This window comes from Streptomyces sp. SKN60, from assembly GCF_026236535.1.
Lineage (GTDB): Bacteria > Actinomycetota > Actinomycetes > Streptomycetales > Streptomycetaceae > Streptomyces.
This window is the reverse complement of record NZ_JAHTMW010000019.1, coordinates 1-22,698: the sequence shown is the minus strand read 5'-3', so window position 1 is coordinate 22,698 and position 22,698 is coordinate 1. Positions and strand designations below refer to the sequence as shown.

Genomic DNA, 22,698 nt, shown 5'->3' with positions numbered 1-22,698 from the left:
GCATGGTCAGCAGCCTTCCGCACCCGACCACAGCCGCCGGCCGCGACGGCCTCGCCGCGCTCCTCGCGCGGCCCGAGAAGGCCGTCGTCGCCCTCGACTTCGACGGGACGCTCGCCGAGATCGTCCCCGACCCGGAACGGGCCCGCGCCCACCCGGGCGCCGTGCCCGCGCTCGCCGCCCTCGCCCCGCGGGTGGCCGCCGTCGTGGTGGTCACCGGCCGCCCCGCCGGAGTGGCCGTACGGTACGGGGGCTTCGCCGGCGTCCCCGGCCTGGACCACCTGGTCGTCCTCGGGCACTACGGCGCGGAGCGCTGGGACGCCGTCACCGGCACCGTCCAGGCCGCCGCCCCGCACCCCGGGGTCGCCTCGGTCCGCGCCGAGCTCCCCGGCTTCCTCGACCGGATCGGCGCCTGGCCCGGCGTCTGGATCGAGGAGAAGGGCCGCGCGGTCGCCGTCCACACCCGCCGCGCCGAGGACCCCGAGGGGGCCTTCGAGGCCCTGAAGGGCCCCCTCGGCGACCTCGCCACCCACCACGGCCTGGTCCTGGAACCGGGCCGGATGGTCCTGGAGCTCCGCCCGCCGGGCATGGACAAGGGCGTCGCCCTCGCCGACTACCTCCGCGAGACCGGCGCCCGCTCCGTCCTCTACGCGGGCGACGACCTCGGCGACCTCCCCGCCTACGCGGCCGTCGAGAAACTCCGCTCCGACGGCACCCCCGGCCTCCTCGTCTGCTCCGCCGCCGAATCCTCCGCGGTCCCCGACCTCGCCGCCCGCGCCGACCTCACGGTCCCGGGGCCGGCGGCGGTGGTGGGCCTCCTCGCGGGGCTCGCGGAGGCGATGGCGGAAGAGCGGACGGAGGAGTCGACGGACGGGCCGACGGACGGTCAGGGGGCGTAGAACCCCTGCACGTCGGCGACGAGGTCGACCGTGCCGGCGTTGTTGTAGAGCGTGACCTTGCCGTCGACGACGGGCACGACCACGAGGTTGGACACCGTCTGTCCGGCCGCCACGTTGAGGTTCGACGTGTTCGGCCGGGTCGTCCCGTACGGGTACACGCTCACGTACGTGCCGCTGCTCGCGTTGGTCGCCGTCACGTTCATGACGACCGCCGTCGCCCCGGTGGCCGGCACCCCGTTCCGCCCGGCGACGGTCAGCGTGAGCGTCCTGCCGCCGCCGAGCTTGGCCTTGGGGGCGCCGATGGCGGCGCGGGTGTCGAGGGAGCGGGAGGGGGCGAGGGGCTGGAAGAGCGAGCCGAGGTCGTCGTTGCGGTAGTAGCCGACGACATCGGCGATCACGTCGGCCGCGCCGAACCGGTTGAGAAGGGCCAGGGAGTCGTCGTACAGCGGGACGACCACCAGGTTGGAGGCGGTCTGCCCGGCCGCCACCTGGACGTGCGACTGCACATAGGTGTCGGCGTAGGGGGTGCCGTACGCCGAGACGAACGTGGCCGCCGAAGGGTTCGTCGCGGTCAGCTGGAGCACCACGGCGGTGACGCCCGTATTCGGCACGCCACCGCGCCCGAGGACCGGAGCCCACCCGAGCATGCCTGCCTCCAGCCGGCCCTTCGCGACGCCGAGCCCGATCCGGGAGTCCACGATCCGGGCCGGCTTGAGCGGTTCGAAGAGCGACCCTTGGCCGGTCGTGTAGTAGCCGGTCACATCGGCGACGAGGTCGACGCTGCCGGCGTGGTTGTAGAGAGTGACCTTGCCGTCCTTGACCGGGACGACGACCATCCCGGCCACGATCCGGCCCGCGGGCACGTTGAGGTTGGAGGCGTTGGGGCGGGTGGTGCCGTACGGGTGGACCGTGACGTACGTCGAGGCGCTCGGGTTGACCGCGGTCACGTTCAGCGCGACGGACGTGACGTCGGTCGCCGGTACCTGCCCCTGCCCGGTGACCTGGAGCGTGATCGAGCCGCCGGGGCCGACCTTGCCCTTGCGCGCGCCGAGGCCGCTGCGTGTGTCGAGGATCCGGACCGGATGATTCGTGGTCCCCGACACGCCGACGAACCGGCTGGAGGCGAGCGAGGCACCGCCGACCAGGGTCACGGTGCCGGACTCCTGGACGGCGGGGCCGATGCCGTCGGCGGGCGGGGCGGTGAGCGTCCATGTGTACGCGCCGTTGGCCAGCAGGGTGCCGGCCTTGTCACGCCCGTTCCAGAAGATCTCCAGCTTTCCGCGTGCGTCCACTCCGACGGCAAGGTCGCTGACCTGGCCCGTCCGGTCGTGGCGGGCCGTCAGGGTCCAGGAGCCCACCGGCTTGCTGTACCGACGGGTGAGGAGTTGCCACTTGCCGGTGGAGGCGGCGTCGACGTACGTCCCCGCCGTTCCGTCCAGCACCGCCAGTGGCTGCGCGGGGATGCCCGTCGCGACGACGTGCACCTGCTGCTCGGCGTCGACGTAGGCGAGGTGGCCGCCGAACTTGTCGACGCTCCAGCGGACATGGCGCTGGGAGACGCCGGTGTCGGGCAGAGCGCCGACGACTCGGCTCGCCGGGCCGTCGGCGGCGGCGCCGGTGAGCACGAGCTTTCCGGCTGCCTTGTCGTGGGTGACGACGTAGCCGTCGCCGAGCAGGGCCTCGCCGGACGGCACGGACCTCGACGACTTCGCCGTACGGTCGTAGACCCCGGCCGGTCCGTTCGCGCCGCAGGACCAGTACAGCCAGCGGTCAGTGGCCTGGAGTTCCGCGGGGACGCAGGGGGCACCGGTGTTCACGGTCTCGACGGCCTTGCCGGTCTTCAGGTCCTTGGCGGCCAGAGCGCCGTTCACCCCGGTCGCGCTCCACAGCGAGGTGTTCCACAGGGCCGCGGCGACGGGTGCGCGCGTTTCGAGGATTCCGCCGCTGATCGACCGGATCGTCTGCGTGCCGGGCGTGGTCGACGTGCTGGGGACGGTGTGGACCAGATAGCGGGAGGAGAGAGCGTCGATCCTGCCGCCGGCGGGCAGGGACAGGTCGGAGAAATCGTAGTTCCCGGAACCGTTGATGTAGTAGCGCCAGTTCGTGTCGTCCGTGTCCACACGGCGGATGAACCGTCCGTCTCCGAGCGCCATGTACGCGGCGCAGGCGGAGTCGTCCTCCCTGCACAGGTCCATCGGGATGTCGGAGAGCTTCGACCGGCTCCCGTATGTCAGGGCGCCGGAGAGGCTGATGTCCCGGACGTGCTCGAAGGCGTTGGGGATGCTGTCGTCGACGACGGAGAGGCGCCCTTGGGCAAGGGCGATGCCGCGGATCTTCGCGGGGTTGGGCAGCGGCTTCACCATCGTCACCACGGGCTTGCCCGAGGCGTCGGCGGTGACGTGGCGGACGCCCCAGTCGAGGGCGTCGGAGCCACCGATCACGGCGGCGGTGCCGTCGGACGGTGTGGACACCACATAGGCCTTGGGGAGCAGGGTGATGGCCGGGCCGCCGGCGATCGGTACGGCGTCGAGGGAGCTGTGGGACGACACGTAGACGAGCCAGTCGCCGACGATGGCGAACTGGTCGTTCGAGGTGCCGCTCGCCTGGTAGTTGTCCACGGTGACCTCGGTGGGCGCAGCCGAGAGGTCGCTTCGCGAGGCCACCAGCACCTTGTGGTTGGTGCTGTCGGAGCTGTACAGGGCGACGCGGTCCGGAGAGAGCTTCGCCCGGGTGAAGGATTTGGGCACGGGCGGGGTGAGTGTTCCGACGTGTCCCGTCTCGGTGGAGGCGAAGCCGTACCGGCGCGTCTCGTCCTGGACGCGCGTCGTCGTGAGAATGCCCGAACGGTCGCCGGCGGCGGATCCGCCCATGAAGGTGTCGGCGTCCGGGCCGGTCACGGGCAGGTCGCGGACCGTTCCGTCGGGGTTGAGGGACAGCAGGTGCCACGAACCGATCGTGGTCGTCCCGTCCGGCTGGAGGATTTCCGCGTAGGCGACCACCGTGGAATCGAAGACCGCGCTGGCCCGCAATCCCTCGGGAAGCTTCATCCGGCGCGAGGTGCCGTCGATGTCGCGCAGCTCGACCTCCCCCGCGCGGAGGAATGCCAGGCTGCTGGTGCCCGTGCCGACGACGGTCGTCCCGGTGCCGTCCGGCCGGGTGACAGGGGTGGTGCTGCCGTCCGCGTAGCGGGTCCAGAAAAGCTGCTGATTTGCTCCCTGGTGGAAGACGCCCTCGGTTCCTGCGGCGTCGGCCCGGGCGTACCGCGACTGGGCGGGAAGGTAGGGACTCCCAGGGGTGGGAGACGGTTTGGGGGCCGCCGGTACGACGACCTCTCCCGGCGCCGGCTCCTCCGCCGTCGCCGTCCCCGCCAGTGGCGTCAGGCCGCCGCCCACCGTCAGCGCGATCGCCGTCGCGGCGGCGAACGCGCCCCGCGTCAGGGTGTGTCGAAGCACCCGGTTCCTCCCAGGAACTCACAAGCCTGCCGTGCCCCCCACCGCAGGTGGACGGGAGCGTAACAGCGGGAAGGGGCGCCCCGGCAGGCGGGGCGCCCCTTTTTGAACAGGATCAGTGCGGCGGAACCTACGGGTTCGCCACCGTGATCGTCAGGTCGTCGCCCGCGTCGCCGGTGACGGTGATCTTCGTGCCGTGGCCCGCGACCTTCACGCTGGCCTGGGGGGCCGTCGGGTCGTAGTAGGCGTTCGGGTCGGTGTCGTCGAAGACCGGCATGCCGGGGACGGAGGGCGCGCAGGCGGCCTTCGTCGCGACGGTCTGCTGCTTGCCCTTGCCGACAAGGACCTCCTTGTGGAGGCAGGTCGCGTCCGTCGGCTCCAGGCCGAAGGTGGCGTCGAAGGGCTGACGGCGGTTGCTGGGCGCGGTGCCGTCGTCCCAGCGGAACGGGGTCGGACGGGCGTCGACCGCCATCGCCGAGCCGCCGCCGGGGTGGGAGCTGACGTTGTTGTCGTCGTACGAGCGGTCCACGTACCAGACCAGCATGCCGTTCTGGAACTTGAAGAACTCGACCCAGTCGGGGGCGGTGATGCCCTTGCTGAACTGGTACGGGCCCTCGGCGAGGAGCGCGTCGGCGCCGACGTACTCGCGGTTCTCCACCAGGTAGTAGCGCGGGTAGGTGGCCGTCTCGGTGCCGGTGGAGATCTTCCAGCGGTCCTGCGCGGTCCAGCCGTTGGTGCCCTGCTCGACGTCGTCGGAGGCGAGCGTGGTGCCGCCGGTGGCGAAGCTGATGTCGTCGAGGAAGGCGCCGGCGAAGTGCACGCCGCCGTCGGTCTGGTAGCGGAAGCGGAACAGCGAGGGCTGGCCCGCGGCGTCGTACGAGAAGCGCAGCGTCGTCCACCTGCCGGCCGAGGAGCCGGAGACGGCCGCACCCGCGCGCTGCCAGTTGGCGCCGCCGTCGACGGAGTACTCGGCGAAGAGGTAGTCGAAGTCGGCCTCGATCTCGTACCAGGCGCTCGCCTTGACCGTGACCCGCGAGGTGGCGGGGACGGAGCGGGTGAGGGACTGGTTGAGGCCGTCGGCGGAGCCGGTCCACCAGGCGTGCGTGCCGGAGGCGGGCGTCGCGTACGGGGTGCTGCTCGTCTTGTCGGGGAGCGCGACGCGGACGGCCTGCGCCTTGCCGGCGACCTGGAGGGCGGCGGGGCTCAGGGTGTACGAGCCGGTGGCGCCGAGCGGCGCGTCGGCGTAGTCCAGCCAGCCGAGGAACAGCTTCTCCTCGGCGCCCATCAGACCCGGGTGGGTGCCGATGCCCTCGTTGGCGGCGGCGCCGTGGCCGAGCCAGGAGCCGGAGCTCATCAGGGTCCAGAAGGCGGTGGAGTTCTCGCCGCCGTTGGTGTCGTAGAAGTCCGGCAGGCCGAGGTCGTGGCCGAACTCGTGGCAGAAGACGCCGAGTCCGCCGTTCTCGCCCTCGGTGGTGTAGTCGCCGAGCCAGTACTTGGACTGGCCGATGCGGGCGCCGCCCGCCTTGTTCTGGGCGCCGGAGACGTCGGGGCCGGTGAGCCCGAAGTCGTCACCGTTGACGTACCAGCGGTGCGACCAGATGGCGTCCTCGCCCTGCGCGCCGCCGCCCGCGTCCTCGCCCATGCCGGCGTGCACGGCCTGGAAGTGGTCGATGTAGCCGTCGGGCTCGTCGAAGTTGCCGTCGTGGTCCCAGTCGTTGCGGTCCCAGACGTCGAACTGCGCGAGGTACGCGTCGATCTCGGCGGGCGTCTTGCCGGCCGCGAGCTGGGCGTTCCACCAGGCGTCGCCGGTGTCCTGGATGAAGGCCCAGGAGCCGCCGGTGTCCTCGACGGAGTTGTCGCCGTAGGTGGAGGCGTTGCCGGGGACCTTGACCCAGTCCTCGACGGTGTTGGAGACGGAGTAGCGGCCGCTGGACAGCTTCTCGTAGAACGTCTTCATCGACTCGCCGGAGCCGTTGAACAGCTCCTCGTAGTGCGACTTGGAGAAGTCCGCGGTCCAGGCGTTGGAGTTGTCGGTGCTGCGGTCCGGCTGCGGTATCTGGTTGTGCAGCGGTCCGGGCACCGAGCCGAGCTTCCCGGAGCTCTGGTCGCCGAACTCGGAGAGGATCGTGAAGATCTTCTCCTGCCGCGTCTCGGTGGTGGTCTCGGTCTCGGCGAACTTGCCGGGCGCGACCTCGACGACGCCACGGGCGTTCGCCTTCGCCTTGCCCTTGGCCACCAGGTCGATCGCCTTCTTGCGCAGTTCGCTGCGCTGCTTGCTGAGCGGCCCGGGCCGGTCGTCCGCCCGGGGCGCGGCGGTGGCGCCGGGGCTGCTGTCCCTGGCCTCCTGCGCCGCGGCGGGGGTGAGTCCCGCGGCGAGAAGTGCGGTGAGCGCCGACCCGAGGGTCATGCCCACGACAATCTTGTTTCTCAAGGCTGCGCGATCCCTTCGCTCACATGCGGGGTGCCGCATGGTTCGCGTGGTTCCGTAGGAGACTTACGGATCGCCTGGGGGAACGATCGCGGCGAGTCTGGCACGGAAGGACCCGCACGAGGAGGGGGGAGACCCCGAAGAATTTCCTCCCCGTACATAGGGGTGCAGTAGGGGAGGGGCAGGGTCCGGTATCCGCTCAGGAACCCCGCAGGGCCTCCAGCTGGTTGAGGAACCAGCGTTGGGGTGGGAGGGCGGTGGCCGCGGCGGCGAGGCGCTTGGTGCGGTCGGCGCGTTCCGCCGGAGGCATCGACAGGGCGTGGTGGAGGGCGTCGGCGGTGGCGGTGATGTCGAAGGGGTTCACCGGGAGGGCGTCCGCGTGCAGCTCCTCGTACGCGCCGGCGCCGCGGGACAGGACGAGCGCGCAGCCCGCCTCGGAGACCACCGGGATCTCCTTGGCGACCAGGTTCATGCCGTCGCGGACCGGGTTGACCAGGGCCACGTCCGCGAGGCGGTAGGCGGCGAGGGAGCGGGTGAAGTCGTCCTCGACGGAGAGCAGGACCGGCTGCCAGTCCGCCGTGCCGAACTCGGCGTTGATCTCCTCGGCGAGGGCGACGACGGAGGCCGTGTACGCGCGGTAGGACTCCAGGTCCTGGCGGGACGGGTAGGCGGAGGCCAGGTGGACGACCCGGTCGCGCCATTCGGGGTGGGTGGTGAGGAGCTCCCGGTAGGCCATGAGGCCGCGCAGGATGTTCTTCGACAGCTCGGTGCGGTCGACCCGGACGATGGTCTTGCGGTCCCCGACCTCCGCGTGGAGCCGGGCCAGCCGGGCGTCCACCTCGGGACGGTGGGCGAGGGCCCGCAGGTCGTCGCCGTCGACGCCGAGCGGGTGGACGGAGACGTTGGTGACGCGCTTCTGGGCGCCGGGCCCGCTGCCGCGCCGGTGCTCCACGCCCCGCCAGGCCGTCCCCGCCGGGAAGTACGGCACCGCGGTCCCCGACTCGTTGTCGAAGGACGCGCCCTGCATGAACGCACCGCTCCACATCGCCGTGTGGAAGCCCAGCTCGTCCGCGCCGAGCATGCCCCACAGCAGCTCCTGCAGGATGTCCTCCGGCAGCATCCGCAGATACCCCGGCTCCGCCCACGGCGTGTGCGTGAAGTGCCCGATCCGCAGATCCGGGCGCAGCTCGCGCAGCATCCCGGGGACAAGCGCCAGGTGGTAGTCCTGCACCAGCACCGCCGCGCCCTCGTCGGCGGCCGCGGCCAGCGCCTCGGCGAACGCGCGGTTGTAGGCGCGGTACGAGGCCCAGCGGCGGCGGAAGGCCGCGTCGAAGACGGGCTCGCGGGGGATGTCGTACAGGTGGTGGTGGAGGAACCACAGCACCGAGTTCGCGATGCCGTTGTACGCGTCGGCGTACACCTCCGGGTCGATGTCCAGCATCCGCACCCCGGGCTCGGCCACCCCGCGCCGCACCGCCTCCCGGTCGCCCGCGCCGAGCGCCGCGCACACCCACAGGCTGTCCTCGGACGACACCGCGCTCAGGCCCGAGACCAGGCCGCCGCCGCCCCGCCGTGCGCTCAGCGAACCGTCGTCGCGCACGCTGTACGAGACCGGTCCGCGGTTGGATGCCACGAGGACAGAAGCCATACGGCGAACCTAGCCCGTCCGGTAAACGCTCAAACGTGCGGATTCCAGACGTACGGATTCGGGCCAGCCATGCACCAGCCGCCTCAGGAGTCCCGGTGGCCCCGCATCGCCGCCATCGCCACCGCGCCGGTCGCCGCCAGAGCCACGCCCAGCGCACCCAGCAGCCACAGGCGCTCCCCGGTGCCGCCGGTCCCGGCCGTCGCGTGGGGCTTGGCGCCGCCCTGGGGGCCGGGGTGCGGGGGAGGGGGAGTGGAGACCGCTGCAGAAGGGCTCGGTCCGGTCGCGGGCTCGCTTGGGCTGGGCGTGCTCGGGGTTGGGGGCGCGCTCGGGTCCCGTAGCGGGACCGACATGGTCAGGGCGGACGGCACATAGGTGTCGGCCGTGCCCGTACCCGTACCCGTGAGCAGGAGTGCCCCCGCCGCCAGCAGGATTCCCGTTTCCCTTGTGAACCGCATGGGACGGAAATTTAGGCAGAAATGCCCATTATCGGGTGTTACGCCACGCGGCGCCGCTCCGCGTACTCCGCGATCTCCACCATCGGCGGCCGCTCCTCCGTGTCCACCTCGTACGTACGAGGGGTGAAGCCGTCCTCGCTCCGCTCGAACTGCGTCAGCCGCGGCCGCACCAGGTGCCCCCGCGAGAGCCGCAGCTGGGCCGTCCGGTAGATCGCCGCCGCCATCCGGCCGAGCGCCCGCCCGTCCTGGTGCCGGTGCTTGCGCACCCCCACGTCCACCTGCGCGAGGGCGTCCAGGCCCACCGTGTGCAGCGCGTCGACGAGCAGCCCCAGCTCCACTCCGTAACCGACCGGGAACGGCAGCCGCTCCAGCAGCGAGCGCCGCGCCGCGTACTCGCCGCCCAGCGGCTGTACGAAACCGGCCAGCTGCGGCCAGTGCAGATTGAGCAGCGGCCGCGCCACCAGCTCCGTCACCCGACCGCCCTGACCGGGCGCGTCGGCGAGCGGGCGGTCGTACATCGCCTTCACGAACGCCACGTCCGGATCGGTGAGCAGCGGCCCCACGATGCCCGTGACGAAGTCCGCCGAGAAGTCCTTGAGATCCGCGTCCACGAAGCAGACGATGTCGCCGCTCGTCACCATCAGTGACCGCCACAGCACCTCGCCCTTGCCGGGCACCGCCGGTATCCGCGGCAGGATCGCGTCCCGCGCCACCACCCGCGCGCCGGCCGCCGCCGCGACCTCCGCCGTACGGTCGGTGGAGCCCGAGTCGACGACGACGAGTTCGTCCACGAGGGGCACGGACTCGCTCATCAGTTCGCCGCGGATCACCCGGACGATGTCCCCGACCGTCGCCTCCTCGTTCAGCGCGGGCAGCACGACGCTGATCGTCGTACCCCGCTTGGCGGCGAGGATCCCCTCCAGCGGGCGGTCGGCCACGGACCAGGACCGCCGGGACAGCCAGCGCTCCACTTCTTCCAGCAACGTGATCTCCATCTCGCGGATCGGACGACCGGTTCCACCGTCGAAGGCTTCGGTTACAGTCTTGAACAACGCGGATGCCCGATGCATGTCGGGGTGCCGACCGCGTCTCACAATCGAATACCGCTCATCCAGAGGGGCAGAGGGATACGGCCCGTTGAAGCCCCGGCAACCCTCCAGTCGGTCACTACTCGTCCTCCAGCGAGGTCCCCCGACTAGGGAAGGTGCCAAATCCGTCTCGTGACGAAGTGCGTCGCGAGGAAGATGAGGAGAAAGGGCCTCGCCTCCATGGCTGTTCAGACCGTCGCATCCGCGACCACCTTCGCCACCGCCTCTGTCGACCTCGGTCCCGCGTCCGGACTTTCCTGCCGCGAGTGCGGCGAGATCTTCCCGCTCGGCCCGATCTTCGCCTGCGAACTCTGTTTCGGTCCGCTCGAAGTCGCCTACGACCTGCCGACCGGCGACCCCGAGGCGCTGCGCAAGCGCATCGAGGCCGGCCCGGCGAACATCTGGCGCTACGCCCCGCTGCTCCCCGTCCCGGCCGACGTCGCCGAGAAGCCGAACCTGAACCCCGGCTGGACCAAGCTCGTGCAGGCCGACAACTTGGCCCGTGAGCTCGGCGTCGAGCCCGGCAAGCTGTTCGTCAAGGACGACTCCGGCAACCCGACCCACTCCTTCAAGGACCGGGTCGTCGCCCAGGCCATCGAGGCCGCCCGCGCCTTCGGCTTCACCACCCTCTCCTGCTCCTCCACCGGCAACCTGGCCGGCGCCGTCGGCGCCGCCGCCGCCCGCGCCGGCTTCCGCTCCTGCGTGTTCATCCCGCACGACCTGGAGCAGGGCAAGGTCGTCATGGCCGCCGTCTACGGCGGCGACCTCGTCGGCATCGAGGGCAACTACGACGACGTCAACCGCTTCTGCTCGGAGCTCATCGGCGACCCGCTCGGCGAGGGCTGGGGCTTCGTGAACGTCAACCTCCGCCCGTACTACGGCGAGGGCTCCAAGACGCTCGCGTACGAGATCTGCGAGCAGCTCGGCTGGGTCATCCCGGACCAGCTGGTCATCCCGATCGCCTCCGGCTCCCAGCTCACCAAGATCGACAAGGGTCTGCAGGAGCTCATCAAGCTGGGCCTGGTCGAGGACAAGCCGTACAAGATCTTCGGCGCCCAGGCCGAGGGCTGCTCCCCGGTCTCCGTCGCCTTCAAGGCCGGCCACGACGTCGTACGGCCGCAGAAGCCGAACACCATCGCCAAGTCGCTGGCCATCGGCAACCCGGCCGACGGCCCGTACGTCCTCGACATCGCCCGCCGCACCGGCGGCGCCGTGGAGGACGTCGACGACGAGCAGGTCGTCGAGGCCATCAAGATCCTCGCCCGCACCGAGGGCATCTTCGCCGAGACCGCGGGCGGCGTGACCGTCGGCGTGACGAAGAAGCTCGTCGAGGCCGGTCTCATCGACCCGGCCCTCACCACCGTCGTCCTCAACACGGGCGACGGACTCAAGACCCTGGACGCCGTGGCCGAGACTTCTCAGGCGACCGCCACCATCCGCCCGAGCCTGGACGCGTTCCGCGACGCGGGCCTGGCCCACTGAGACCCGCCCGATCGCTGAGAGGTTACGAAGACATGGCCGTGAACGTCCGCATCCCCACCATCCTCCGCACCTACACCGGCGGCCAGGCCGAGGTCCCCGCCGAGGGCGGCACCCTCGCCGAGGTCATCGCCGACCTGGAGAAGAACCACACGGGCATCGCCGCCCGCGTCCTGGACGACCAGGGCAAGCTGCGCCGCTTCGTCAACGTGTACGTGAACGACGACGACGTGCGCTTCGAGCAGGGCCTGGAGACGGCGACGCCGGACGGCGCCGGCATCTCGATCATTCCGGCGGTCGCCGGCGGCTGCTGAGCCGAGGCGCTGAGCCGAGTCACCTCGGCCGACTTACTGGCGGTACTACCGTTCAGTACAGATGAGTGCAGAATTGCCCCTTCCGCGAGAAGAAGCGGAAGGGGCAATTCTGCATGGTTGAGCGCGATAGAGTTGGGGAAGCCCCCTCCGCTGCTCATGCCAGACGCATATGAGAATGCGCCCCGACCTGACAAGAAGCAGCCAAAGTACCCGCGCCTTGTGCCCCATCTGCGCCGTTTGCCGGGCCCGACTTGCCCCGTAATCAAGGAAATTCTCCCCAATTCCCCTTTCCGGCGTGCCCAGAATTCTCGTCCGATTGACCTGTTGCAGAGGGCAGTTGGGCAGATACATTCAGCCGCGGTCGACGCGTTCCGGCGCAGGGTCTGACCCGGGTCCGCGAAGTGCGGATCCGCGCAAGGGCCAGTAATAGGGGAGTTAGGCATGGCTCAGGGCACCGTCAAGTGGTTCAACGCGGAGAAGGGCTACGGCTTCATCGCGGTCGACGGTGGTGCGGATGTTTTCGTCCACTACAGCGCGATCCAGATGGACGGCTACCGCACCCTTGAAGAAGGGCAGCGGGTCGAGTTCGAGATCTCGCAGGGCCAGAAGGGCCCGCAGGCGGACATGGTCAAGCTCGCCGCCTCTGCCTGAGCGCGGCGCGATCGGCCACCGACGCACTTCCGTCGAGGGGCCCGCATCCCGGTGGGGATGCGGGCCCCTCGTGCGTTCCCGGAGCGGGGCGCGCGCGGTGCCCCTCGCGCGTCCACAGGATGGGCGGATCCTCCGTAGTCGCTTGCACTCCCATAGGGCGAGTGCTAATCATTGGCGTTAGCACTCTCACGCTGAGAGTGCTTACGAGGATCGGGCAGACGAGGTCGCGGACCGAGTGGGGAAGGAACCCACGAGGAGCGCGGGCCGTCCGTCGCGGGCGTCGGCGCGGTCCTGGAGCGTTATCCACCCCATGTCCGGGAGGACCACTTCACATGGCCAAGATCATCGCGTTCGACGAGGAGGCCCGGCGCGGTCTCGAGCGCGGCATGAACCAGCTCGCTGACGCCGTCAAGGTCACCCTCGGCCCGAAGGGCCGCAACGTCGTCCTCGAGAAGAAGTGGGGCGCCCCCACGATCACCAACGATGGTGTCTCCATCGCCAAGGAGATCGAGCTCGAGGACCCGTACGAGAAGATCGGCGCCGAGCTGGTCAAGGAAGTCGCCAAGAAGACGGACGACGTCGCCGGCGACGGTACGACCACCGCCACCGTGCTCGCCCAGGCGCTGGTCCGCGAGGGCCTGCGCAACGTCGCCGCCGGTGCCAACCCGATGGCCCTCAAGCGCGGCATCGAGAAGGCCGTCGAGGCCGTCTCCGGTGCGCTGCTCGACCAGGCCAAGGAGGTCGAGACCAAGGAGCAGATCGCCTCCACCGCCTCCATCTCCGCCGCCGACACCCAGATCGGCGAGCTCATCGCCGAGGCCATGGACAAGGTCGGCAAGGAAGGCGTCATCACGGTCGAGGAGTCCCAGACCTTCGGTCTGGAGCTGGAGCTCACCGAGGGCATGCGCTTCGACAAGGGCTACATCTCGGCGTACTTCGCGACCGACATGGAGCGCATGGAGGCCGCGCTCGAGGACCCGTACATCCTCATCGTCAACTCCAAGATCTCCTCCGTGAAGGACCTGCTCCCGCTCCTGGAGAAGGTCATGCAGTCGGGCAAGCCGCTGCTGATCATCGCCGAGGATGTCGAGGGCGAGGCCCTGTCGACCCTGGTCGTCAACAAGATCCGCGGCACCTTCAAGTCCGTCGCGGTCAAGGCCCCGGGCTTCGGCGACCGTCGCAAGGCCATGCTGAACGACATCGCCATCCTCACCGGCGGCACGGTCATCTCCGAGGAGGTCGGCCTCAAGCTGGAGAACGCCGGTCTCGACCTCCTGGGCCGCGCCCGCAAGGTCGTCATCACCAAGGACGAGACCACCATCGTCGACGGTGCCGGCGAGAGCGAGCAGGTCGCCGGTCGCGTGAACCAGATCCGCGCCGAGATCGAGAACAGCGACTCGGACTACGACCGCGAGAAGCTCCAGGAGCGCCTGGCGAAGCTCGCCGGTGGCGTCGCCGTCATCAAGGCCGGTGCCGCGACCGAGGTCGAGCTCAAGGAGCGCAAGCACCGCATCGAGGACGCCGTTCGCAACGCGAAGGCGGCCGTCGAGGAGGGCATCGTCGCCGGTGGTGGCGTGGCCCTGCTGCAGGCCGGTTCGGTCTTCGAGAAGCTGGAGCTGGACGGCGACGAGGCCACCGGTGCCGAGATCGTCCGCAAGGCGCTGGCCGCCCCGCTGACCCAGATCTCCGTGAACGCCGGCCTCGAGGGCGGCGTCGTGGTGGAGAAGGTCCGCAACCTGCCCGTCGGTCACGGCCTGAACGCCGCCTCCGGCGAGTACGTCGACATGATCGCCGAGGGCATCATCGACCCGGCCAAGGTGACGCGCTCCGCGCTGCAGAACGCCGCCTCCATCGCGGCCCTGTTCCTCACCACCGAGGCCGTCATCGCCGACAAGCCGGAGAAGGCCGCCGCGCCGGCCGGCGGCGGCATGCCGGGCGGTGACATGGACTTCTGATCCTGACGGATCGGAGGTTCCCGGCTCGATGAGCCGAAGCCGAACGCCGAAGGGCGGCACCCGAGAGGGTGCCGCCCTTCAGTCATGCGGTCGTGTGCCGTGATGTGCTCAGCGCACGTCGACCCAGTCCTGACCGCTGAAGGTCTGGAAGTGGGTGCCGTCACCGTAGTAGCGGATCTGGTACCAGCCGTCGACGCCCGCCGTCGTCTTCACCGACACCGCGCCGGTCGACGAGGACTTGCCGGTCGCGACCTGCTTCCAGGTGCCCGTCTTGCCCCAGGGCTTGAACCACACGCTCACCGGCTGGTAGCCCAGACCGCGCCACGCACCACTGGTGTAGTGCTGCAGCGAACCCGTCACCGTGATCGCCGAACCCTTGGCGACCGGGTCCGGAGAGGCCTTGAGGCCGGTCACCCGCGAGTCGGTGCGGACGATGTAGAAGGGCTTGCCGGCCGACTCGCCGAAGTAGTCGTTGGCCAGGTGCCGGACCCGGAACCAACCGCCCTTGTTCCAGGCGCCGATCGTGAACGGCGTCCGCACGTTGTTGTTGTAGAAGCTGGTGGAGGCGATCTGCTTCCACCCGGTCTGCCCGTCCGGGGACTGCTCCAGGACCACCGTCTGCGAGGACGAGGTGGACATCCAGGTCTCGTACGGGGCGCGCAGCTCGCCGTACACGGTCAGCCGCGCGTCCGTCGCCAGCTTGTACCCGACCACCGTGGTGACCGAGTCGGCGGGCAGGGCCAGCGGCCCGTTCGCGTAGAAGGTGAGGAACCGGCTCTCCGACTGGACCGACCAGCCGGACGCCACGCTGCCCCACGGGTCCCGGCCCGGCGCGGCGACGAGCTGCACGCTGAACCGGCCCTCGGCGTCGGTGCGCACGGTCTTCGACAGACCGCCGCCCAGCCGCGCCGACACCGGGACGTCCGCCATCGGGGCGCCGGCGGCGTTCGGGTCGGTGACCCGGCCGCTGACGGTGACCAGCTCGCCGGAGGCCGCGCGGACCTTGTCGGCGGAGGCGGTGACCGTGGCCTGCTTCTCCTGGCCGCTGGTGTACGCGTAGTAGGTCGCGGTGCCGTGCACCTCGGCGCTGTCCTCGGTGAACCGGGCCTGGGTCGACGCGTACCGCGTCTCCACCGGGACCGGCTCGCCGGTGAACTCGCCGGTCTCCCCGGTCACCGCGGAGCCGAACGTCGTGTCCGTACCGGTGTAGTCGTACGACACGGTGCGGCCGGACAGCGGCACCTCGTCGCCCGAGCCGGGCTGGACGCCGACCAGCGCGCCCTTCGGGTGCAGGAACGGGTCGGCCCAGCTCGGGTCGCCGATGCCGAAGGCGTTCAGTCGCGGCTTCAGCGTGAAGTCCAGCGTGCCCGCGTCGGCGCGGGTCACCGTGTTGCCCAGCGAGTCCGTGGCGGTGACGTCGATCGCGTACTTGCCGAGCGACGGGATGGTGCCGCCGTCCTCGGTGAGCTTCAGCGTCGCGACCGCGGGCAGCGCGAAGGTGCCCTTGCTCGCCGCGTTCTCCTCCAGGGCCGGGATCTCGGCGAGGACGGTGTCGCCCTGCCGGACCTTCGCCGAGACGGTGGTGACGGTCGCCTCCGGCGCGTCGGTCCAGGCGGTCACCTTGAAGCTGCCGCGCTGGGCGTCGTTGGTCAGCGCACGGCCGATGCCCACCGGGCCGGCGGGGGTCGCCGGAACGTCCTCGGCGGAGGCCGGGCCGACCGCCGCGCCCAGGGTGAGCGCCGTGAGCGCCGTGACGAGGGAGACGGCCGAGAGCCGTCGGAGATCAGAGCGCATCGACATAGATCGTCCTCGACTCGCTGTAGAAGTAGCCGTTCTTTTCCTGCCAGCCGAGGGCCCACGTGCCGTCGCCGTAGTTGGTGGTGCTGAAGCTGAAGTTCCCGTACGTGTTGGTCGGGATGTCCTTCTTGGCCCAGTACCACGACGGGTCGCCCTTGGGCTTGTAGTACAGCGTCAGGCGCGCGCCCGGCATGGCCTTCCAGACCCCGTTGACCTTCTGCTGCACCAGGCCCTTGACGGTCATGCTGCCGCCGGTGCGCGGACGCGAGGGGCTGATGGTGACGTTGACGATCCGGGTCGGGATCCGGGAGAGCCGGACGGCGGTGCTGTACTTGGTGACGAAACGATCCGTCTCCGGGTGGTAGATCCGGTAGAGGGCGTTGTCGTAGCCCCAGACCTTGAACTCGTAGGAGCACCAGTCGCTGACGGCCCTGGACGTCATCTGACCCCAGGTGCGCCCGCCGTCCCGGGAGACCTGGAGGGCGACCCAGTCGGGCTTCGGGTAGCAGCTGCCGTTGGTCCCGAGGGTGCCGCGCATGGTGACCTGACCGAACTGGTCGAGCGTCTGCGAGAGCCCGGTGTACGAGAACTGCTGCGGCACCGCGAGCGCGGCCACGTCCGTCGGACGCTCATTGCCCGCGCCCCAGTACACGGAGGGACGCAGGCCCGTGTAGGCGCCGGTCGTCGTGTACTGCACCCGCGCCAGGTACGAGAAGCTGCCGTCCTGGAGCGTGGCGCCGGAGCCGATCTCGTTCCGCAGGGCGGTTTCCCACGAGTTCTGCGCGGTGCCCGTGGAGACCACGGGCGCGCCGCCGAAGCCCTGCCAGCCGGCCTCGGTCAGGCGCTCGACCTTGCCGGAGACGGTGACGTCGGTGCCCGCGTTGACGCGGTACTTGCTGGTGTCCGAGGTGATCCGGTACGTCAGCTTCTCGACGCCCACGGTGGGCAGCGGGCGCGCGTTGTCCGGGTCGACGTCGGTGGCGGCCTGCACCTCGGCGGAGCCGCCGGTGATCTCGGCGTCCGGGGTGACGGGCAGGGCGAAGGCGCCGTCGGCGGCCGTGGTCGCGGTGGCGACCTTGGTGCGCGGCAGCCCGTAGGCGTCCTTCAGGTTGAGCGTGACCTTCACCGAGGTGCCCTCGGCGGCGCTGGTGCGCTCGCCGGTGGCCGGGTTCCAGGTGGAGGCCTTGCCGGAGAGGACGACGTCCCGCTGGTCGTAACTGGTGGTCTTGCGGTCGAAGACGACCGAGGAGACACCGGTGTGCAGCTTGTAGCCGAAGGTCCCGCCGGTCCACTGGGTGAGCAGGCCGCCGGGCAGGCGGTAGTCGACCCGGAGCGGGTAGTCGCCGAGGGCGGTGCCCTCGGGCAGCTTGATCGGCGCGTCGGTGGTCCATGCGTAGGCGCCGGTCGAGGTGAGCTCGTCGGTCTCGGCGAGCACGGCCGCCCCTTCGGCGGCGGAGGCGAGCACGCTCACCTTCACCCAGAGCGCGTTGCTCGGCAGCCCCCCGAGGGTCAGCCGGCCGTCGTCCAGGGTGGTGGTGGCGGTCACGGTGGCCGCGTACGCGGCAGGGGCCGCGATCACGGCGGGCAGGGCGACACCTGCCGAGAGTGCGAAAACGGTTGCCGCGCGCACGAGGGCATGCGGCAGTGTGCGCGTTGAGCGCATCTGAGAGACCCCCCACAGGTCGGAAAGGCGGTCGCGTAGTCGATCGCGTACCGCGTGGGAGCACGATAGCGCCTGTGGGTTGAACACGTTCACCGGATTCCGCGCTCGCGTGCGCGAGTGTGTCGGGTTCATCCTGAGGAGAGAGGATCCGGTCGGTTCTGGCGGAGACCTGGCGGAGACGGCCCAGGCAGACGGGAGTGATCGAACATGATCACCTTGCTGACGACACCGGCGGACCGCGAGCTGGTCATCACCCGCACCTTCGACGCGCCGGTGACCCGCGTCTGGGAGGCGTGGACGCGCCCCGAGCACGTCCGGCAGTGGTACGGCGCCGCCGCCCTGACCATGTCCGTCTGCGACATCGACCTGCGCCCGGGCGGCGCCTGGCGCTGGGGCCAGCGCGGCCCCGACGGCCAGGAGATCGTCTTCTCCGGCACCTACGAGGAGATCGTCCCGTCCGAGCGCCTCGTCTACACGGAGCTCTTCGAACAGATGCCGGACGCCGACCCGGTCCGCGTGATCCTCTCCTTCGACGCCACCCCGGACGGCGGCACGGCCCTGACCAGCACGTCCTTCTGGCCGACCACGGAGATCCGCGACCAGGCGCTGGCGGCGGGCATGGAGTCGGGGGTGCGGGAGCAGTACGACCGGCTGGCGGGGTATTTGCGGACGATGGCGGGGGCGGCGGGGACGGGGTGACCCGTCCGCGTGGGTCGGCCCCGCGTGGCCCGCCTCAGGGCAGGTCGTAGCGCAGCAATGCGCGGGCCACGGGCTCGCCGGTGCGGCGGGCGTAGGCGGTGCGTTCCTTGACCTCGCGGAGGGTGCGGGGGCGCCAACCCGGGCCGCCGCAGCAGGATTTGTGGAAGCCGATGCCGGAGTTCAGGACGACGGACAGGGCCCGCCAGGCGTTTCGGTCCCGGCGGCGCGGCGGCTGGAAGGCCGAGCCGGCATGGATCATCACCCGCGCGCAGCGCGGGCAGTGCCGCTCGCGCCAGGCGTCGTACGGCTGCTTGTACGAGGCACGGCACGGCAGGCAGACGTACGAGGTCTTCGCGTGGCCCATGCGGACAGGGTAGGAGCCGGGCTCCCGTGCGGCCACGGAATTGCTGCCTAGGGTGGGGCTCATGGAGCTCTCCGCGATCACCCTCGACTGCGCCGATCCGCTCGCCCTCGCCGACTTCTACCACCGGGCCACCGGGCTGCCGCTGCACCCCCGGAACCACGGGGAGTTCGCCGCCGTGCAGCGCGTCGGCGGGCTGATGCTCGGGTTCCAGCGGGTCGACGACTACCGCCCGCCCCGCTGGCCGGGCCAGGAGCAACCCCAGCAGCTGCACCTGGACTTCGACGTCGACGACCTGGCGGAGGCGGAGGCCCGCCTCCTGGCCCTGGGCGCGGGTCGGCCGGAGTACCAGCCGGATCCGGAGCGGTTCGTCGTGCTCACGGACCCGGCGGGTCACCCGTTCTGCCTGAGCCCGCGCCGAGGGGGTCAGTAGCAGAGGCAGGGCTCGGGCTCCCAACCCAAGCCGATGATGTCGTCGTCCTCCAGAGCGCCCTCGTAGGCCTGGATCTCGTCGACGTCGCCCTTCAGGTACTCGCCCCAGCCGTCGGCGGTCCGGCTGCGGCCCACCGTGAGGGCCCCGGTGCTCTTCCAGCCGTTGGGAAGGTGGGTGGTCGCCCCGGCGTTGGTGTAGCCGTCGGCGAACAGCTTGAGGGTGTCGGACGCGTCGTCGTAGACCACCGCGAGGCGGGTGCCCCATCCGCTGCTGCCGGACGGCATCTCGACCTGGGAGACGACCTTCTCAGGCGCGCCGGCCTCGTCCCGCTCCGGCACGATCAGCTGCCACGAGTACGTCGAGGGCTCATAGCGCAGCTTGAACGCGTCGGTGTGCTCACCGGCCTGCGAGAGCACGGTCATCGGCCGCGTCGCGTCCTCGTCGGCGATCCGGACGAGGACGCCGATGGTGAAGCTGTTCCCGGTGTCGACGACCGGCCCTTCGGTGGCCGCGTAACCGGAGGTGCCGTCCAGGCGCAGGTTGCCGTCGCCGACCAGCGGCGGCGGCTGGTAGGTGCAGTCGGGGTCGATGTCGGGGAGGCAGTTGTTGTTCGTGTTCCGGTAGATCGTCGCGCCGGACGCGAGCTTCAGCGGCGCTCCGCCGTTCTGCTCCGGCGTGGCGCCGTCGGCCTCGGTGCTGAACGACCAGTGGCCGAGGAGCTTCGGCTTGCGGCGAGCGAGCTCGGACACCTCCGCCGGGACGACCAGCCGGTCGTACGCCCGCACGTCGCCGATCTCACCGTTCCAGCGGTGCTTGTAGCCGGTCTTGGAGAGCACCCGGCCGATCTGGAACGCGCCGTCGGACGTTGCCGGCGCCGCCTTCACCTTCGCGCCGACCTCGTGACCGTTGACGAAGAGCTGGGCGTATCCCGTCTCCACGTCATAGATCCCGAGCAGGTACGCCCACTCGCCGGTCTCCGGCGCGCCGCCCGTGACCTTGGCGTCGCCGATGGCGAAGGACCACGCGGCGGGCCCGCCCTCCGGGACGTCGAGGCCCAGGGAGTAGGCCGCCTCGTCGGTGGCATCCTGACTGGCCACGGTCATCGACTGGCCGGTCGCCGCCGGGCGCACCCACGCGCCGATGGCGAAGGTCTTGCCTGCGCCGGTGCCGACCGCCGGGGTGTCCGTGGTGAGGTGGGCGTGGCTGCTGCCGTTGAGCGTGGCGGTGGAGGTCAGCGAGGTGCCCGAGGGCACGGGGCCGCCGAAGGTCACACCGTCGCCAGCCTGCGCCGCCTTGCCGGTCTCGGCGGCGGCCGTGGTGGAACCGGCCGGGTCGGCCAGCTTCCACTCGGAGACGGGAGCGCTCGCCGCCTTCGGGTAGAAGGTGTAGTACGTGGTCCCGCTTCGCCGCCCCGAACGGTCGATGGCGTACGCCTCGACACGCTGCGGCGCGTTGCTCAGCGGTGCGTAGCGGAACGTGACCGGTCCGCCGAGCTCGGTCGGACGGAGGACGACCTCGCCCGGAGCGTCGATGAGGCTGTAGCGGTACTCCACGACGTCGGGCGAGGGAGAGTCCAGGGTGAAGCTGCCGTAGGTGCCGACCCCGCCACCCCACCACGTCTCCGCGGGAAACTCGGGCGAGCTGACGCTCGGAGCCTTGGGGCTCTCGTTGTCGTAGACGAAGCGGCAGGCCGCGCCGCTCGGGGCGTCGGAGCTCCAAGCGCCGTTCAGCGTGCCGTCGTTGGCGCGGACGCGCCAGGAGATCACGGTGTCCGCGGGGATGTCGGAGGGCACGGTGATGCGGTGGATCCGGTCGTTGTGCTGCTGGTACGTCGTGAACGAGCGACGCTGCTCGGCGCCGGCCGCGTCCGTCCACCAGATCTCGAACTCGCCGGACACCAGCTCCTGGTAGCCGATCCTGTCGTCCTCGGCAGGATCGGACAGCAGGGCGGTGAGGACCGGCGGCTGGCCCGTGTAGAACGGTTCGTCGCCCGTCGCGCACGGCTTGAAGTTGTTCTGCAGGTCCTGCACCAGCGGCTGCTTCGGCGGCAGGTTGTCCACCGCGTACGCCGCTCCGGGGACCGCCACCCCCGCCCCCACGACCGCGGCCAGGCAGCCGCCCACCACGGCGGCTCTGGCGCCGCCTCTTCTTCTGCCGGACATGTACGTATCCCTCCCCAGTGGTCGCCCGGGATCTTGTGACGGCCCGAGCGCGAGGAGGCTAACAGCGAGTACTGACGCCGCCGACCGAGTTTTCGACGGGGCGGTGGAAGAGGCCGGTCCAGAGGAACGGCTCGCCGAAGGAGGGGGAGTCGGCGGGTTCGTCGTGCATGCGGCGGAGTTCGCGTTCCTCGTAGGAGGAGAAGACCGTGCGCAGGGCGTCGGCGGTGTACGCCAGGCCGCCGTGGAGGGAGGCGTCGCGGTAGAAGGCCGGGTCGGGGAGTTCGGAGCCCATGCCGTCGGGGCCGGCGGCGAAGCAGGTGAGGGAGAAGTGGCCGCCGGGGGCGAGGTGGCGGGCGAGGAAGTCGAGGTACGTGACGCGGCGGTGCGGCGCGATGTGGTGGAAGCAGCCCGAGTCGTGGATCAGGTCGTACGGACCGCCGTCCACGAGACCGGGCGTCGTGAACGCGTCGCCGTGCAGGAACCGGATCTCCAGGCCGGACGCCGCCGCCCGCTCCCGCGCCCACGCCAGCGCGCCCGCCGACAGGTCCACCGCGTCGACCGCGAAGCCGCGCTCCGCGAGATAGCGCGCATTCCGCCCCGGCCCGCACCCGAGGTCGAGGACGCGGCCGCCGGCGGGGAGCAGTCCGGCCTCGACGTGCGCGACCAGACACTCGTCCGGCTTGTCGACGAAGAACGGCACCGGGCGCGTCCGGTCGTCGTAGAAGCCCTGCCACTTGTCGGCGTCCTCGGCGAACAGCTTGTCGAGGAGGCGGAGTACGTCGTCGGTGGTACGGGTCGAGCGGTCCAAGTGGTCCATGCGGGTCCCCTTCCGTGGAAGAGGAACGCTACGGGAGGAGGGCGTAAAAGCCCAGGTCAGGGGTGGTGGGGTGAGGTCTTGGGGGGTCGCTTGGCGGGTGTACGGGGAGTGGTCGGAGCCCAGGTACGGGAGGGATGGGGGAGGCGCGGGAAGGGGGCGCCCAGGGCCGCCTGGAGGGGTTTTCGGGCCGCGCCCGGGGTGGTTTCTTCGGCGGGTACGGGGCGGGGCTCGGGCCCTCCGGGCGGGGGTCCCGGCGGGTGGAGGTGTCGGCGGGTGGAGGTGTCGGCGGGTGGCCGTTTCTTGTGTGCTTCTGGTGCGGCCGCCCTCTCTCTCCGAGTGTGGCCCCCTCCACCACCGCGTCAAGGGCGCCTACGGCGTCGCTGCGCGATGGGCTGCGCCCACC

At 70.9% G+C, this 22,698-nt stretch carries 17 protein-coding genes and 1 riboswitch; of the genes, 7 read left to right on the top strand and 10 right to left on the bottom strand.

The annotated features are described in order from the left end of the window. Positions 1-2: 2 nt before the first annotated feature. The gene (gene otsB / locus KV205_RS27520; RefSeq protein ID WP_265867332.1) at positions 3-896 is read left to right on the top strand and encodes a trehalose-phosphatase; all 894 of its coding nucleotides are present in this window, start codon (positions 3-5) and stop codon (positions 894-896) included. On the opposite strand, the gene KV205_RS27515 is transcribed toward otsB, so the two are convergent. From KV205_RS27515 to KV205_RS27495, 5 genes are all read right to left on the bottom strand, one after another. Next, on the bottom strand, positions 884-4,348 hold the full coding sequence (locus tag KV205_RS27515; RefSeq protein ID WP_265867331.1) for a hypothetical protein: 3,465 nt from the start codon (positions 4,346-4,348) through the stop codon (positions 884-886). The two genes, otsB and KV205_RS27515, sit on opposite strands and share 13 nt — an antisense overlap. A gap of 127 nt (positions 4,349-4,475) precedes the next feature. Continuing rightward, positions 4,476-6,776, bottom strand: a complete 2,301-nt coding sequence (locus tag KV205_RS27510) for an immune inhibitor A domain-containing protein (RefSeq protein WP_265867330.1) — start codon at positions 6,774-6,776, stop codon at positions 4,476-4,478. Positions 6,777-6,972: 196 nt separating this feature from the next. Further along, positions 6,973-8,421, bottom strand: coding sequence for a trehalose-6-phosphate synthase (locus KV205_RS27505; protein WP_265867329.1), 1,449 nt, complete (start codon positions 8,419-8,421; stop codon positions 6,973-6,975). 83 nt (positions 8,422-8,504) lie between these two features. Continuing rightward, a complete protein-coding gene (locus tag KV205_RS27500; RefSeq protein ID WP_265867328.1) occupies positions 8,505-8,876 on the bottom strand; it encodes a hypothetical protein in 372 nt (123 codons plus the stop codon). A gap of 38 nt (positions 8,877-8,914) precedes the next feature. Further along, the gene (locus KV205_RS27495; RefSeq protein ID WP_265867473.1) at positions 8,915-9,859 is read right to left on the bottom strand and encodes a glucosyl-3-phosphoglycerate synthase; all 945 of its coding nucleotides are present in this window, start codon (positions 9,857-9,859) and stop codon (positions 8,915-8,917) included. 121 nt (positions 9,860-9,980) lie between these two features. Then, a riboswitch (SAM riboswitch) is annotated at positions 9,981-10,127 on the top strand. A 17-nt stretch (positions 10,128-10,144) separates the two neighbouring features. Here KV205_RS27495 and thrC point away from each other — a divergent pair. The 4 genes from thrC (at position 10,145) to groL (ending at position 14,363) form a co-directional block, all read left to right on the top strand. Next, the gene (thrC, locus tag KV205_RS27490; protein ID WP_265867327.1) at positions 10,145-11,446 is read left to right on the top strand and encodes a threonine synthase; all 1,302 of its coding nucleotides are present in this window, start codon (positions 10,145-10,147) and stop codon (positions 11,444-11,446) included. A 32-nt stretch (positions 11,447-11,478) separates the two neighbouring features. Then, a complete protein-coding gene (locus KV205_RS27485) occupies positions 11,479-11,757 on the top strand; it encodes a MoaD/ThiS family protein (protein WP_265867326.1) in 279 nt (92 codons plus the stop codon). Positions 11,758-12,198: 441 nt separating this feature from the next. Then, positions 12,199-12,408 (top strand): cold-shock protein, encoded by a 210-nt coding sequence (locus KV205_RS27480; RefSeq protein ID WP_265867325.1) that lies wholly within the window; start codon positions 12,199-12,201, stop codon positions 12,406-12,408. Between the two features lie 332 nt (positions 12,409-12,740). Then, complete coding sequence (groL, locus tag KV205_RS27475) at positions 12,741-14,363, top strand: chaperonin GroEL (protein WP_265867324.1); 1,623 nt, start codon at positions 12,741-12,743, stop codon at positions 14,361-14,363. Positions 14,364-14,471: 108 nt separating this feature from the next. Here the strand turns inward: groL and KV205_RS27470 are convergent, their stop codons facing one another. Both KV205_RS27470 and KV205_RS27465 read right to left on the bottom strand, forming a co-directional pair. Beyond that, positions 14,472-16,157, bottom strand: a complete 1,686-nt coding sequence (locus KV205_RS27470; protein WP_265867323.1) for a carboxypeptidase-like regulatory domain-containing protein — start codon at positions 16,155-16,157, stop codon at positions 14,472-14,474. Continuing rightward, positions 16,147-17,739 carry a hypothetical protein gene (locus tag KV205_RS27465; RefSeq protein WP_265867322.1) on the bottom strand — a complete coding sequence of 531 codons (1,593 nt, stop codon included), beginning with the start codon at positions 17,737-17,739 and terminating at the stop codon, positions 16,147-16,149. Before KV205_RS27465 ends, KV205_RS27470 begins: the two co-directional genes overlap by 11 nt. A 291-nt stretch (positions 17,740-18,030) precedes the next feature. Here KV205_RS27465 and KV205_RS27460 point away from each other — a divergent pair, with 291 nt between their 5' ends. Beyond that, complete coding sequence (locus tag KV205_RS27460; protein ID WP_265867321.1) at positions 18,031-18,522, top strand: SRPBCC family protein; 492 nt, start codon at positions 18,031-18,033, stop codon at positions 18,520-18,522. Between the two features lie 34 nt (positions 18,523-18,556). On the opposite strand, the gene KV205_RS27455 is transcribed toward KV205_RS27460, so the two are convergent. After that, a complete protein-coding gene (locus tag KV205_RS27455) occupies positions 18,557-18,886 on the bottom strand; it encodes a deoxyxylulose-5-phosphate synthase (protein ID WP_265867320.1) in 330 nt (109 codons plus the stop codon). 61 nt (positions 18,887-18,947) lie between these two features. Between KV205_RS27455 and KV205_RS27450 the strand changes: the two genes are divergently transcribed. Continuing rightward, positions 18,948-19,316 (top strand): VOC family protein, encoded by a 369-nt coding sequence (locus tag KV205_RS27450; protein WP_265867319.1) that lies wholly within the window; start codon positions 18,948-18,950, stop codon positions 19,314-19,316. On the opposite strand, the gene KV205_RS27445 is transcribed toward KV205_RS27450, so the two are convergent. Next, positions 19,310-21,478, bottom strand: a complete 2,169-nt coding sequence (locus KV205_RS27445; RefSeq protein ID WP_265867318.1) for a LamG domain-containing protein — start codon at positions 21,476-21,478, stop codon at positions 19,310-19,312. The genes KV205_RS27450 and KV205_RS27445 overlap by 7 nt on opposite strands. A 58-nt stretch (positions 21,479-21,536) precedes the next feature. Then, positions 21,537-22,286 carry a class I SAM-dependent methyltransferase gene (locus KV205_RS27440; RefSeq protein ID WP_265867472.1) on the bottom strand — a complete coding sequence of 250 codons (750 nt, stop codon included), beginning with the start codon at positions 22,284-22,286 and terminating at the stop codon, positions 21,537-21,539. Positions 22,287-22,698: the final 412 nt, after the last annotated feature.